Annotated in this window: 12 protein-coding genes; 7 read left to right on the plus strand and 5 right to left on the minus strand. The window is 71.6% G+C overall.

All coding sequences use genetic code 11. The annotated features are described in order from the left end of the window. Positions 1–3: 3 nt before the first annotated feature. From AOM00_RS02645 to glnA, 3 genes are read right to left on the minus strand one after another with little or no spacing between them, the layout of a single operon-like run. The gene (locus AOM00_RS02645; RefSeq protein ID WP_062516332.1) at positions 4–879 is read right to left on the minus strand and encodes a hypothetical protein; all 876 of its coding nucleotides are present in this window, start codon (positions 877–879) and stop codon (positions 4–6) included. Next, positions 876–3,878, minus strand: coding sequence for a bifunctional [glutamine synthetase] adenylyltransferase/[glutamine synthetase]-adenylyl-L-tyrosine phosphorylase (locus AOM00_RS02650; RefSeq protein ID WP_062516333.1), 3,003 nt, complete (start codon positions 3,876–3,878; stop codon positions 876–878). Before AOM00_RS02650 ends, AOM00_RS02645 begins: the two co-directional genes overlap by 4 nt. Before the next feature lie 10 nt (positions 3,879–3,888). Next, complete coding sequence (gene glnA, locus AOM00_RS02655) at positions 3,889–5,223, minus strand: type I glutamate--ammonia ligase (RefSeq protein ID WP_062516334.1); 1,335 nt, start codon at positions 5,221–5,223, stop codon at positions 3,889–3,891. Positions 5,224–5,297: 74 nt separating this feature from the next. On the opposite strand from glnA, the gene AOM00_RS02660 reads away from it, so the two are divergent. The 3 genes from AOM00_RS02660 to AOM00_RS02670 all read left to right on the plus strand — a co-directional run bounded on the left by AOM00_RS02660 (position 5,298) and on the right by AOM00_RS02670 (position 8,744). Further along, complete coding sequence (locus AOM00_RS02660; RefSeq protein WP_062516335.1) at positions 5,298–6,938, plus strand: NAD+ synthase; 1,641 nt, start codon at positions 5,298–5,300, stop codon at positions 6,936–6,938. 145 nt (positions 6,939–7,083) lie between these two features. Then, a complete protein-coding gene (gene panB, locus AOM00_RS02665; protein ID WP_062516336.1) occupies positions 7,084–7,890 on the plus strand; it encodes a 3-methyl-2-oxobutanoate hydroxymethyltransferase in 807 nt (268 codons plus the stop codon). 2 nt (positions 7,891–7,892) lie between these two features. Next, the gene (locus tag AOM00_RS02670; protein WP_062516337.1) at positions 7,893–8,744 is read left to right on the plus strand and encodes an NAD-dependent epimerase/dehydratase family protein; all 852 of its coding nucleotides are present in this window, start codon (positions 7,893–7,895) and stop codon (positions 8,742–8,744) included. A 49-nt stretch (positions 8,745–8,793) separates the two neighbouring features. Here AOM00_RS02670 and AOM00_RS02675 read toward each other — a convergent pair whose 3' ends face one another. Further along, the gene (locus AOM00_RS02675) at positions 8,794–8,997 is read right to left on the minus strand and encodes an SPOR domain-containing protein (protein WP_174442328.1); all 204 of its coding nucleotides are present in this window, start codon (positions 8,995–8,997) and stop codon (positions 8,794–8,796) included. Positions 8,998–9,028: 31 nt separating this feature from the next. Here AOM00_RS02675 and map point away from each other — a divergent pair, with 31 nt between their 5' ends. From map to AOM00_RS02690, 3 genes are read left to right on the plus strand one after another with little or no spacing between them, the layout of a single operon-like run. Beyond that, complete coding sequence (gene map, locus AOM00_RS02680; protein WP_062516339.1) at positions 9,029–9,910, plus strand: type I methionyl aminopeptidase; 882 nt, start codon at positions 9,029–9,031, stop codon at positions 9,908–9,910. Next, positions 9,907–10,746, plus strand: a complete 840-nt coding sequence (ppgK, locus tag AOM00_RS02685; protein WP_062516340.1) for a polyphosphate--glucose phosphotransferase — start codon at positions 9,907–9,909, stop codon at positions 10,744–10,746. The genes map and ppgK overlap by 4 nt, the downstream gene beginning before the upstream one ends. 29 nt (positions 10,747–10,775) lie before the next feature. After that, positions 10,776–11,390 (plus strand): GNAT family N-acetyltransferase, encoded by a 615-nt coding sequence (locus AOM00_RS02690; RefSeq protein ID WP_062516341.1) that lies wholly within the window; start codon positions 10,776–10,778, stop codon positions 11,388–11,390. Between the two features lie 10 nt (positions 11,391–11,400). Here the strand turns inward: AOM00_RS02690 and AOM00_RS02695 are convergent, their stop codons facing one another. After that, positions 11,401–12,075, minus strand: a complete 675-nt coding sequence (locus AOM00_RS02695; RefSeq protein ID WP_082096458.1) for a PadR family transcriptional regulator — start codon at positions 12,073–12,075, stop codon at positions 11,401–11,403. A 147-nt stretch (positions 12,076–12,222) separates the two neighbouring features. Here AOM00_RS02695 and AOM00_RS02700 point away from each other — a divergent pair, with 147 nt between their 5' ends. Further along, positions 12,223–12,741 carry a hypothetical protein gene (locus AOM00_RS02700; RefSeq protein ID WP_156158998.1) on the plus strand — a complete coding sequence of 173 codons (519 nt, stop codon included), beginning with the start codon at positions 12,223–12,225 and terminating at the stop codon, positions 12,739–12,741. Positions 12,742–12,749: the final 8 nt, after the last annotated feature.

Consider the following 12,749-nt stretch of genomic DNA (forward strand, 5'->3'; position numbering starts at 1 on the left):
CGTTCAGGCCCGACGGCGCCCCAGGACGAGCGCTCCCGCAAGCGCGGCGACGCCGACGGCGAGGCCGATGAGCGCCACCACGCCGAGCCGCGACGCGAGCGCGTCCACGCCCTCCTCGGTGACGATGCGCAGCAGGGCCTCCCCCGCCGCGCCGTCCTGACCGCCGGGCAGCGCTCGCGCGATCCCCTCGACACCGCACCACGTGAGCACCAGCCAGAGCCCGCCCGCGACGGCGCCGACCGCGAGGCCCGCCTTCGCGAGGAACCACCGTGTCCGGTGCGTCGCCACCAGCCCGAGCACGATGCACGCGATGCCGGCCCACAGCCCCCACCGCTGCGCGAGCTCCGCGTAGCCGTAGCCGGTACGCACGCGCTCGAACGCGTCCGCGCCCAGCACGCGCACGGGCACGGGCTCGAGCACCAGGTCGGGCACCCGCGTGCCGACCCCGGGGACGTCGTCGATGCGCGCGTTGACGTACCCCGATGCGTCGATGTCGATGAGCAGGGGCGCGGGCGCACGATCCTCGGCTGTCACCTCCGCCGCGAACTGGGCGTGCGCCGCATCGATCTGGTCCAGCACCGCGTCACGGAAGTCCTCGGACCGCGCCGCGCCCTCGATCGCGTTCCTCACCGCCGTATCGAGGCCCAGGCGCTCGAGGTCCACGCCCGCCTCCGCGATCGCGTCGAGCGCGCCGTCCGCCATGGCGTCGGCCGCGGCGTCGACGATCGCGTCGCTCGCGAGCGCGCGCTCCGCGATGCCATGCACCGCGGTGCCGTCCTCGACCGTCCGCACCAGGACGCCGCCCACGGCCCACGATGCGATGAGCGAGGCACCGAGCAGGATGAGGATCGCCGAGGCGACGGTCCGGAGCGCCCTCACCGCGAGTCCTCGTCCCAGCCGAAGAACAGGCGCTCGGTCACCGCGCGGGCGCGTCGCGAGTTGCGCGAGTAGCGCTCGTCGAGCTCGGAGCCGGTCAGCGACGTGCCGAGGATCTCCGCGAGGAAGCCGAGCTCCTTGAGGTCGGGCGGGAGCACGTCCGTGTCGCGGGCGTTGCCGCGGAGCGCGAGCGCGCCCCGCAGGTCGGTCGCGAGCACCCAGGCGGAGCGCAGCTGCGTCGCGTCGGGGCGCGCGATGAGGTCGAGCCGCGCTGCCGCCTCGAGCGCGTCGAGCGTCACGGTGGTGCGCAGCTCGCGGTGCACATGCCCGTGGCGCAGCTGCGTGAGCTGGACCACCCACTCGACGTCGGACAGCCCGCCGGGGCCCAGCTTGAGATGACGTCGCGGGTCGATGCCGCGCGGCAGCCGCTCGGCCTCCATGCGCGCCTTGAGGAGGCGCATCTGCTTGAGCGCGCTCGACGGCAGCTCCTGCGGGTAGCGCACGCGGTCGATCATGCGCAGGAAGTCCTCCCGCAGCCCCGCATCCCCCGCGCACGGACGCGCGCGCAGGAGCGCCTGCGCCTCCCAGGGGTCCGACCACCGTCCGTAGTACTCGGTGCACGAGCCCAGCGACCGGGCGAGCGGTCCGTTGCGCCCCTCGGGGCGCAGGTCCGCATCGATCGCGAGCGGCGGCTGAGGCCCTACCTTCTGCAGCAGCGTGCGGATCTCCTGCGCGAGCTGCACCGCGATCGCCTGGCCGTCGGGGCCGTCCCCGTCCCACACGAACTGCACGTCCGCGTCGGACGCGTAGCCCATCTCGAGCCCGCCGTAGCGGCCCATCGCGATCACGGCGAAACGGATCGGGAGCTCGTCGAGCCCGCGCGCCTGCGCGACGGTGGCCCGCGCGATGCGCAGCGCCCCCTCGATGAGCATGTCCGCGCTGTGCGACACGGCGAGCGCCGCCGCGGACGAGTTGATCATGCCGAGCACGTCGGCGGCGGCCACGCGGGACAGCTCGCGTCGGCGCAGGCCTCGCAAGGCGGTGATCGCCTGATCGCGGTCGTTGGACCGCCTCAGCACCGCATCGGCCTCGCCCCACAGGCGCGCGTAGTCGCGAGGCACCAGGTCCTCGTCGCGATCGAGCCACGTCACCGCCTCGCCGCCGGACGCGAGCAGCGCGCGCGCCACGTACTGCGAGGTCGACAGGAGCCTTGCCAACCGCTCGGCCGCGGTGCCCGAGTCGCGCAGCAGCTTGAGGTACCACTGGGTGCCCGACAGCTGCTCCGAGAGCTGCCGGAACGCGAGCAGGCCCGCGTCGGGATCGGCGCCCTGCGCGAACCACCCGATGAGCGCGGGCATGAGCTGCCGCTGGATCGCCTTGGTGCGCGACACGCCCTCGGTGAGCGCCTGGATGTGGCGGTACGCCCCCGCCGGGTCGACGAAGCCGATCGCCGCGAGCCGCGCCTTGGCCGCGGCATCGTCGAGCCGCGCCTCGTCGGCGCTGAGCCGCGCGACCACCGGGAGGATGGGCCGGTAGAACATCTCGAGGTGCATGGCACGGACGTCGCGGCGGATGTCCGTCCATACCTCGTCCATGTACTCGACGGTCGCGAAGCCGCTGGCGCGCGCGAGGATCCTGCGGTCGTGCGCGTTGTCGGGCATGAGGTGCGTGCGCGTGAGCTTGCGCAGCTGGAGGCGGTGCTCCCACACCCGCAGCTGGCGGTACGAGCGGTCCATGGCCGCCGCCTGCGGACGTCCCACATAGCCGCCGGCCCGGAGCCGCGCGAGGGCGTCGAGCGTGCCGCGCACCCGGAGCGACTCGTCAGCACGGCCGTGCACCAGCTGGAGCAGCTGGATGGTGAACTCGACGTCGCGCAGTCCGCCAGGCCCCAGCTTGATCTGCCGGTCCGCCTCCGCGGCGGGCACGTGCTGCTCGACACGGCGGCGCATCGCCTGCGCGGCCTCCACGAAGCCCTCGCGCTCGACGGCGCTCCACACCATCGGGTGGAGCCTCTCGACGTACTGCTCCCCCACCTCGGGATCGCCGGCCACGGGCCGTGCCTTGAGCAGCGCCTGGAACTCCCACCCCTGGGCCCAGCGCTCGTAGTACGCGACGTGCGACGCGAGGTTGCGCACCAGCGGACCGTCGCGGCCCTCGGGCCGCAGGTTGGGGTCCACCTCCCACAGCGCGGGCTCGACCCCCATGCCGCCGCACGCCTTCGCGGTCGCGACGGCGAGCCGCGTCGCGACCTGCAGCGAGCGCGCATCCTCGACGCCCTCGGCCGGCTCCGCGACGTAGATGACGTCCACATCGGAGACGTAGTTGAGCTCGCGAGCGCCGCACTTGCCCATCGCGATGACCGCCAGCCGGGTCGCGGCGTGATCGGGCTCGTCGTGACGCGCGATCGCGAGGCCCGCCTCGAGCGCCGCGCCCGCGAGGTCGGCCAGCGCCGCCCCGACCGCGGGCATGATCGTCTGCGGCGTGCGCTCGAACAGGTCCGCCGCCGCGATGCGCATGAGCGCTCGGCGGTACGCGATGCGCATCGCCGCGTGACCCTCCCGGCCCCCGAGGGACGCGACCGGCGCCTCGTCCGTCGGATCCGCGCCCACCGCCTCGAGCAGCGCGGCTCGCGTGTCCACCTCGGTGAAGGGCTGGTCCGCGGGCCAGCGCTCGAAGTCCTCGAGGTGCTCCGGATGACGGATCAGGAAGTCCCCGAGCGCGGTCGAGCCGCCCAGCAGCACGCCCAGCTTCGCGCCCGCAAGGGACGATGCGAGACGCACCAGGGTGTCGAGATGGCCGTGATCGCGCGCCGACTCGGCCAGGCGGAGCAGCTGCAGCAGCCCGGTGTCGGGATCGGCCAGGTAGGATACGGCGGTCGCCGGATCGTCGAGCTCGATCCCGGTGACCTCGAGGATCTCGCGGACGAGCCCCTCGGCGCGTGCGGGGTCGTCGACGCCCGCACGCCGCAGCCGGGTGGTGAAGGAGACCTCGCGTGCGCTCACGGCGCTCCGTTCAGAGCACCGACAGGTAGGTGTCGAGCTCGTACGGGGTGACCTGGGCGCGGTACGACTCCCACTCCGCGCGCTTGTTGCGCAGCACGAAGTCGAACACGCGCTCGCCCAGGGTCTCCGCGACCAGCTCCGACTTCTCCATCTCCGCGATCGCCTCCGCGAGCGACGTGGGCAGCGGCTCGTAGCCGAGCGCGCGGCGCTCCGCGTTCGACAGCTCCCACACGTCGTCCTCCGCACCGTCCGGCAGCTCCAGGCCCTCCTCGATGCCCTTGAGGCCCGCGGCGAGCAGCACCGAGAACGCGAGGTACGGGTTCGCGGCGGAGTCCATCGCACGGTACTCGACACGGGCCGACTGGCTCTTGCCGGGCTTGTGCACGGGCACGCGGACCAGCGCCGAGCGGTTGTTCGATCCCCAGCACACGTACGACGGCGCCTCGGCTCCGCCCCACAGACGCTTGTACGAGTTGACGTACTGGTTGGTGATCGCGGTGATCTCGGGGGCGTGCTTGAGCAGACCCGCCATGAACTGGCGCGCGGTGAGCGACAGCCCCAGCTCGGCTCCCGCCTCGTGGAACGCGTTGCGGTCGCCCTCGAACAGGCTCATGTGGGTGTGCATGCCCGAGCCCGGCGCCTCGAACAGCGGCTTGGGCATGAAGGAGGCGAACACGCCCTGCTCGAGCGCGACCTCCTTGATGACCGTGCGGAACGTCATGATGTTGTCGGCCGTGGTGAGGGCGTCCGCATAGCGCAGGTCGATCTCGTTCTGGCCAGGGCCGGCCTCGTGGTGGCTGAACTCGACGGAGATGCCCATGTTCTCGAGCATCGTGATCGCCTCGCGGCGGAAGTTGTGAGCCGTGCCCCGCGGCACGTTGTCGAAGTACCCGGCGCGGTCCACGGGGACCGGCTGCTGCCCGCTCTCGAACTGCTTGAACAGGTAGAACTCGATCTCGGGGTGCGTGTAGAAGCTGAAGCCCTGATCCGAGGCCTTGTCGAGCGTGCGCTTGAGCACCTGGCGCGGATCGGACAGCGCGGGCTCGCCGTCGGGCGTGTAGATGTCGCAGAACATGCGCGCCGCGCCCTGGCGCTCGCCGCGCCACGGCAGGATCTGGAAGCTCGCCGGGTCCGGCTTTGCGATCATGTCCGCCTCGTACACGCGCGTGAGCCCCTCGACGGCCGAGCCGTCGAAGCCGATGCCCTCAGCGAAGGCGTTCTCGAGCTCCGCCGGCGCGATCGCGACCGACTTGAGGATCCCCAGGACATCCGTGAACCACAGACGGATGAACCGGATGTCGCGCTCCTCGACGCTGCGGAGCACATATTCCTGCTGCTTGTCCATGCCGCCTATCCTGCACCATCCATGTGTCCATCGTGTGTCCCGGCAAGGCTCGCGGCCCGCCCTACGCTTGACCCATGTCCGACCTCCGCATCGCGCTCGCCCAGATCAACACCTGCGTCGGCGACATCGCTGGTAACGCTTCCCTTGTGCTCGACCGGTGCCGCGCCGCGCACGCGCTCGGCGCGCATGTGGTGGCGTTCCCCGAGATGACCACCACCGGCTACCCGATCGAGGACCTCGCGCTGCGCGAGAGCTTCCAGCGCGCGGCGGCACGCGCGGTCGACGACATCGCCGCGGCGCTCGCATCCGAGGGCATGGGCGAGCTCATGGTGATCCTGGGCACGCTGGGCGTGTCCCAGGGCGGGCGCCCGTTCAACCAGGCGGTGGTGATCACCGGGGGTGGCATCGCTGCCCGGTACAACAAGCACCACCTGCCCAACTACGGCGTGTTCGACGAGCGCCGGATCTTCGCCGCGGGCGAGGATCCGTGCGTGGTGACCGCCGCATCGTCCCCCGTGGGGATCGCGATCTGCGAGGACATCTGGCAGGACGGCGGGACCGTCGCGCAGCTCACGGGTCGGGACCTGCGGCTGCTGGTGGTGCTCAACGGCTCGCCGTTCGAGGAGGGCAAGGGGCACACGCGGGTCGAGCTGGCGGCCCGCCGGGCCCGCGAGGTGGGCGCGCCCGTCGCGTACGTCAACCTGTGGGGCGGCCAGGACGACCTGGTGTTCGACGGCCACTCGTTCATCGTCTCCCCCACCGGCGACGTGGTCGCCTCGGCACCCGGCTTCGCCGACGCGATGATCCTGTGGGACGTCCCTGCGGCCGGGGAACCGGCGGCCGTCTCGGGGCTCGCCCCCCGCGAGGACCTCGACGAGCAGACCTACTGGGCCTGCGTCACGGGCCTGCGCGACTACGTGGTGAAGAACGGCTTCCGCAGCGTGGTCCTCGGGATGTCCGGCGGCATCGACTCGGCGCTCACCGCCGCGATCGCGGCCGATGCGATCGGCGGGGAGAACGTGGTGGGCGTGTCGATGCCGTCCGAGCACTCCTCCGACCACTCGAAGGACGATGCGGCGGACCTGGCCAAGCGCATCGGCGCCGACTACCGGGTCGAGCCGATCGCGAACCTGGTCGCCGCGTTCCAGGACCAGCTCGCGCTCACCGGCGTCGCGGAGGAGAACCTCCAGGCACGCCTGCGCGGGGTGATCCTCATGGGGCTGTCGAACCGCGAGGGCCACCTGGTGATCGCGCCCGGCAACAAGTCCGAGCTCGCCACCGGCTACGCGACCATCTACGACGCGGGCTCGATCGGCGGCTTCGCGCCGCTCAAGGACCTCGACAAGACCCGGGTGTGGCAGCTCGCGCGGTGGCGCAACGCGTATGCCGCGGCCCGGGGCGAGGTCGCGCCGATCCCCGAGAGCTCGATCACCAAGCCGCCGTCCGCCGAGCTCCGTCCTGGCCAGGTGGACCAGGACTCGCTGCCGCCGTACGAGGTGCTCGACGAGGTGCTCGACGCCTACGTCGAGCACGCGGAGGGGCGCGAGGAGCTGCTCGCGCGCGGCTTCGATCCCGCCGTGGTGGACCGCGTGCTGTCGCTGGTGGACCGTGCCGAGTGGAAGCGGCGCCAGTACCCGCCGGGCCCCAAGGTCACGGCGCTCGCGTTCGGCAGGGACCGGCGGCTCCCCATCACCAGCCGCTGGCGCGAGGTGTAGCCCCACGGAATGGGTAGGTCTTGGTCGGTATCCACAGGTTCTCGCATCGCAGTGGTAGCGGATTGTCGTAGGGACGATTACGGGCGACCATCGACCACCTGCGCCGGGGGACGCCGCGGGTTCCGCATCGTGAGAGGCTGAAGCCATGAGCCGCAAGAAGGTCCGGATCCACCACTTCAAGGAGATGAAGCAGCGAGGCGAGAAGATCGCCATGCTCACCGCCTACGACTTCCCCACCGCCCGGGCGTTCGACGCCGGCGGCGCGGACATCCTCCTGGTCGGGGACTCCCTGGGGGACAACATGCTCGGCATGGAGTCGACCGTTCCCCTCACGCTCGACGAGATGATCCCGTTCGCCCGCGCCGTGGTGCGCGGCGCCGAACACGCGTTCGTGGTCGCGGACCTCCCGTTCGGCGCCTACGAGGTCTCCCCCGAGCAGGCCGTCGAGTCCTCGATCCGCATGGTGAAGCTCTCGGGCGCGCATGCGATCAAGTTCGAGGGCGGACGCCGCATCGCGCGCCAGGTCAAGGCCGTCACCGATGCGGGCATCCCCTTCTGCGGCCACCTGGGCTTCACCCCGCAGTCGGAGACCGCGCTGGGCGGCCGCCGCATCCAGGGCCGCGGCGAGCACGGCATCGAGGAGATCGTCGCCGACGCCCTCGCGCTGCAGGAGGCCGGCGCCTTCGCGGTGGTCCTCGAGATGGTCATCGCGCCCGCAGCCAAGGCGGTCACCGAGGCGCTCGACATCCCGACCATCGGCATCGGGGCGGGCCCTGACACCGACGGTCAGGTGCTGGTGTGGCTCGACATGGCGGGCGTGGGCGACTGGCACCCGCGCTTCTCCAAGCAGTTCGGGGCCGTGGGCCAGGCGATGACCGATGCGGCCGCCGCCTACGTCGGCGAGGTCAAGGACGTCACCTTCCCCGCGGCCGAGCACACGTTCGAGAGCTGACCATGGGCGCCATCCTCGTCACCGGCTCGGAGGGCAAGCTGGGGCGGCACGTGGTCGCCCGCCTGCGCGAGGATGGCCGGAGCGTGCACCGGGTGGACGTCAAGCCGCTCGCCCCTGCGCACGACTACACCCGCATCGACCTCACCGATGCGGGCCAGACCATGGACGTGATGTTCGGCGTGCAGGATCGGTTCGACGGCGTGGACGCGGTGGTGCACCTGGCCGCGGTGCCGGCCCCCGGCCAGATGACCGACGTCGCGACCTTCCACCACAACATGGCGGCCACGTTCAACGTGTTCCAGGGCGCGCGGCGCGCAGGCGTCGACGACATCGTGTACGCGTCCTCCGAGACCGTGCTCGGGCTGCCCTTCGAGACGCCTCCGCCGTACATCCCCGTCGACGAGGAGTACGACGCCCGGCCGGAGTCCCACTACTCGCTGGTGAAGCACCTCGAGGAGCAGATGGCGATCCAGCTGTGCCGCTGGGACCCCGCGCTCAAGATCATCGCGCTGCGCTTCTCCAACGTCATGGACGTCGAGGACTACGCGGCGTTCCCCGCGTTCGACGCGGACCCGAAGGCAAGGCGCTGGAACCTCTGGGGCTACATCGACGGCCGGGACGGCGCTCAGGCGGTGTCACGCGCGCTGGACCACCGGGCGCGCGGCTTCGACCGCTTCATCGTCGCGAATGCGGACACCGTGATGTCACGGCCATCCGCCGAGCTGGCGGCGGCGGAGTTCCCCGCGGTCCCCGTGACCAAGGAGCTCGCCGAGCACGAGACGCTGCTGTCGATCGACAAGGCGCGCCGCGTGCTCGGCTACGAGCCGCAGCACTCGTGGCGCCACCACGCCTGACTGGACCTCGATACCAGCGGGCAGCGGGAACCCGGCTCGGCGCGGCCGGTCACCCGTCCTTGCCGCGCCAGACGTCATCGTCGTCGTCCCAGGACTCGTTGCGATGCTTCGCGATCTCGAGCGCCCCCGCGGCCTCCTCGGCCGTCGGGTACGGGCCCATGAGGTGCTCCCATGAGCTCTGCTGCCCCTTCTCCACCTTGCCCGTCCGGGTGTTGAACCAGTACTGCACGGGGTCGCCCGCTCCGTTCGACATCGACATCGCCTCCATGAATAGACTGCCAGGCATGAGCCCTGTACGCGAGAAGGTCACCAAGGGCGTCGTCTCCCCTTGGCGCGAGGTTCCCCAGTCCATCGCCCGCCCGGAGTACGTCGGCAAGAAGAGGGCGGCGATGTGGCAGGGCGGAGACGTCCACAGCGCCGAGACCATCGAGAGGATCCGCATCAGCGCGAGGATCGCCGCCCAGGCGCTCGCCGAGGTCGGGCGCCACGTCGCGCCCGGCGTCACCACCGAGGAGCTCGACCGCATCGGGCATGAGTTCGTGCTCGACCACGGCGCCTACCCGTCGACCCTCGGGTATCCCGGCGCCGCGGGACGTCCCCCGTTCCCCAAGGCGCTGTGCACCTCCGTGAACGAGGTCATCTGCCACGGCATCCCCGACTCGACCGTGATCGAGGAGGGTGACATCGTCAAGGTCGACATCACGGCCTTCAAGGATGGCGTGCACGGCGACAACTGCGGCTCGTTCATCGCGGGCGAGGGATCGCAGGAGGCCCGGAAGCTGGTCGAGGTCACGCATGAGGCGATGATGCGCGGCATCAAGGCCGCGCAGCCGGGCCGCCAGGTCAACATCATCGGCCGCGTCATCGAGAAGTACGCCGCACGGTTCGGCTACGAGTCCGTGCGCAGCTACACCGGCCACGGCGTGGGGCCCGCGTTCCACACCGGGCTGATCATCCCCCACTACGACGCCGCCCCCCACCACGACGACGTCATCGAGGTGGGCATGACGTTCACCGTCGAGCCGATGCTGTGCATGGGCTCCGAGGAGAGCCACGAATGGGACGACGGCTGGACCGTGGTCACCGACGACGGCTCGTGGGTCGCGCAGTTCGAGCACACCATCGTCATCACGGAGACCGGACCGGAGGTTCTGACGCTGCCATGAGCAAGAACATCGCGATCGGGGTGGACATCGGCGGCACAGGGATCAAGGCCGCCCCCGTCAACCTCAAGAACGGCAAGTTCACCGACGAGCGCTACCGGATCCCGACCCCCCAGCCCTCGACGCCCGACGCGATCGCGCGCACGGTCGCCAGGGTGATCGCGAAGTTCAACCCGTCGAAGAAGGTCCCCATCGGGGTGGCCTTCCCGGGCGTGGTCCAGCACGGCATCGTCAAGACCGCCGCCAACGTCGACGACTCGTGGATCGGCACGGACCTTCGCGCGATCATCCGCGACTACGCGGGGCACGACGTCCACGTCCTGAACGATGCGGACGCCGCCGGCTACGGCGAGTACAAGTTCGGAGCGGCGCACGGGCGCAACGGCTCGATCCTCATGACCACGCTGGGCACGGGGATCGGCACCGCGATGATCGTCGACGGCACGCTGGTGCCCAACCTCGAGCTGGGCCACATCATGATCGACGGGCACGATGCGGAGGACCGCGCGGCCGAGTCCGCGCGCGACCGCTACGGCTACGACTGGGACCAGTGGATCGAGCAGCTCCAGAAGTACTACTCGGAGCTCGAACGGCTGCTGTGGCCCGACCTCATCATCGTGGGCGGCGGCGTGTCGAAGTCGCACCACATGTTCCTGCCCAAGCTGCGGCTGCGCGCGCCGATCATCCCGGCGGACCTGCTCAACGGCGCCGGGATCGTCGGAGCGGCCGCCGCCGCGGCCGCCGAGGCCAAGCGGGAGCACGAGGAGGCCAAGGCCGCCGAGAAGGCGGAGAAGAGGGCCGAGAAGCGCTCCGCCAAGGAGGCGTCCGCCTCCGCGTGACGATGCGCGGGAGGCTCTAGGCTCCCGGCATGACCTTCCACGAGTCGCCCCTGCTCACGCATCCGCTGGTGCGCCTCGAGCCTCTGGCGCCCTCCCACGCGGATGATCTCGCGCGGGCCGTGGCCCCCGGGGAGCTGTGGCGCACCTGGTACACGCGGATCCCGTCGCCGGAGGACATGGCGAGCGAGATCGAGACGCGGCTCGCCTCGCATGCCGCGGGACGCATCGCGGCGTGGGCGGTGGTCGATGCGGCACGCGACGCCGCGGTGGGCATGACCGCCTACCTCAACCTCGACCCCGCCAACGGTCGCCTCGAGATCGGCAGCACGTGGCTCGGGCGCGAGGCGCAGGGCACCGGGATCAACCCCGCGATGAAGCTCCTGCTGCTCTCTCGCGCCTTCGACGAGCTGGGCTGCATGGCGGTCGAGCTGCGCACCCACTGGCACAACCATCAGTCACGCGCCGCGATCGCGCGGCTGGGCGCGCATCAGGACGGCGTGCTCCGCCAGCATCAGCGCTGGCACGACGGCACGCTCCGGGACACGGTGGTGTTCTCGATCCTCGACCGCGAATGGCCCGCGGTGCGCGCCGGCCTCGAGGCACGGATCGCTCCGCGCCTCGAGAGCCGTTCACCGGGACGATGACGGCGCCGGCTCAGCCTGCGTCGCCCGCGAGCAGCCGGTAGAGGTCGCGGCGGGCCGCCGCGAGGATCTCGACCGCTCGCTCCGCGAGCTCACCGTCGCCCTGGCGCGCGACGTGGATGGCGGCATCGCGCAGGCCCGCCATCTCCTGGCGCAGGGCGATGTCCCGCTTCTCGCGGTCGTCGACGTCGAACAGCGCGTCGAGCTCGGCCGCGTGCTCGGCGGTCCAGGCGTCGCCCGCCTCGGTGAGCGCGGCCGTCTTGCGGCCCTCGACCACCTCGATCGTGACGAGGCCCTCGTCCTCGAGCGCCTGGAGCGTCGGGTAGATCGAGCCCGGGCTGGGCACCCAGGCGCCACCGCTGCGCTCCTCGACGGCGCGGATCAGGTCGTAGCCGTGACGCGGCTGCTCGGCGAGAAGCAGCAGGATCGCGGCGCGGATGTCGCCGCGTGAGCGGCCTCCGTGCCTCCCCCTGCCGCGACCGCCGTGGCCGCCGCCTCGTCCCGGACCGCCATGACCGCGACCGCGCGGGCCGGGGCCGTCGACCCCCGGCGCCTCGGCGCCGTCGCCAGGCCCGAATCCGCCCCGGCGGCGCATCGGCCGCTCCGCGGACGTGTCGCTGTTGACGGCCCATCCCGGGCCGTAGCCGCGCATCCCGCGCGGCGAATGGTGCTGATGCGTGCTCCTCATGAGCCGCTCCCTTCGTTGCTTCCTATCGTTGCGCTATCACGATATATCGCGTTATGCGATGACGCAACCCGGTCCCCGGCGCCCACGCGGAGGCGGGATGCGCGCTTCTCCCTGGTCGCCCGCGGCGCGCTCGGATACGGTCGGCGCATGAGGATGGGTCCGCTCGCGATCGCCGCGACGCTCGTGCTCGCGGCGTGCGCGGATCCTTCCTCGACCGCATCGGACCCGGACACCGGTGCCGTGGTGGAGCCGACGGTCCGCGCGTGCCCCGTGGCCGCAGGCGATCCGGTCCCCGACGGGTGCATCCCGTACGACCCCGAGGCCCTCATGGCGAGCAACGAGCGCTACAAGGACCGCATGCCCGTCTCCGAGGAGGCCTTCGCGTCGTTCGAGCGCGAGCGCGAGCAGATCACCCGGGCGATCGAGTCGCTGCGCGCCGACGGCGCCCTCACGCCGGAGGCCGTCAAGGCGGTGCTCGTCGACGCCGGGATGAGCGAGGAGGGCATCGGCCACGCCGCCTCGTACGAGGACGCCGAGGGCCTCCACTTCAGCGGCGCCGGCCCCGCAGGCGGATGCGTCGAGGGCCTCGTCACCGCGAGCGATCTGGAGCTGGACCTACTCGGCCCGGTGATGGACGGCGGGTGCTACGCGCTCTCGGGCCACTGACCGCGGCG

This window comes from Demequina gelatinilytica (assembly GCF_000971115.1).
Lineage (GTDB): Bacteria > Actinomycetota > Actinomycetes > Actinomycetales > Demequinaceae > Demequina > Demequina gelatinilytica.

Excerpts from the sequence above, each read along its gene's own strand:
- AOM00_RS02670 (WP_062516337.1), top strand. The coding sequence starts at position 7,893 with ATGGGCGCCATCCTCGTCACCGGCTCGGAGGGCAAGCTGGGGCGGCAC.
- AOM00_RS02695 (WP_082096458.1), bottom strand. The coding sequence starts at position 12,075 with ATGAGGAGCACGCATCAGCACCATTCGCCGCGCGGGATGCGCGGCTAC.
- AOM00_RS02660 (WP_062516335.1), top strand. The coding sequence starts at position 5,298 with ATGTCCGACCTCCGCATCGCGCTCGCCCAGATCAACACCTGCGTCGGC.
- AOM00_RS02700 (WP_156158998.1), top strand. The coding sequence starts at position 12,223 with ATGAGGATGGGTCCGCTCGCGATCGCCGCGACGCTCGTGCTCGCGGCG.
- map (WP_062516339.1), top strand. The coding sequence starts at position 9,029 with ATGAGCCCTGTACGCGAGAAGGTCACCAAGGGCGTCGTCTCCCCTTGG.
- panB (WP_062516336.1), top strand. The coding sequence starts at position 7,084 with ATGAGCCGCAAGAAGGTCCGGATCCACCACTTCAAGGAGATGAAGCAG.
- glnA (WP_062516334.1), bottom strand. The coding sequence starts at position 5,223 with ATGGACAAGCAGCAGGAATATGTGCTCCGCAGCGTCGAGGAGCGCGAC.
- AOM00_RS02690 (WP_062516341.1), top strand. The coding sequence starts at position 10,776 with ATGACCTTCCACGAGTCGCCCCTGCTCACGCATCCGCTGGTGCGCCTC.
- AOM00_RS02675 (WP_174442328.1), bottom strand. The coding sequence starts at position 8,997 with ATGTCGAACGGAGCGGGCGACCCCGTGCAGTACTGGTTCAACACCCGG.
- ppgK (WP_062516340.1), top strand. The coding sequence starts at position 9,907 with ATGAGCAAGAACATCGCGATCGGGGTGGACATCGGCGGCACAGGGATC.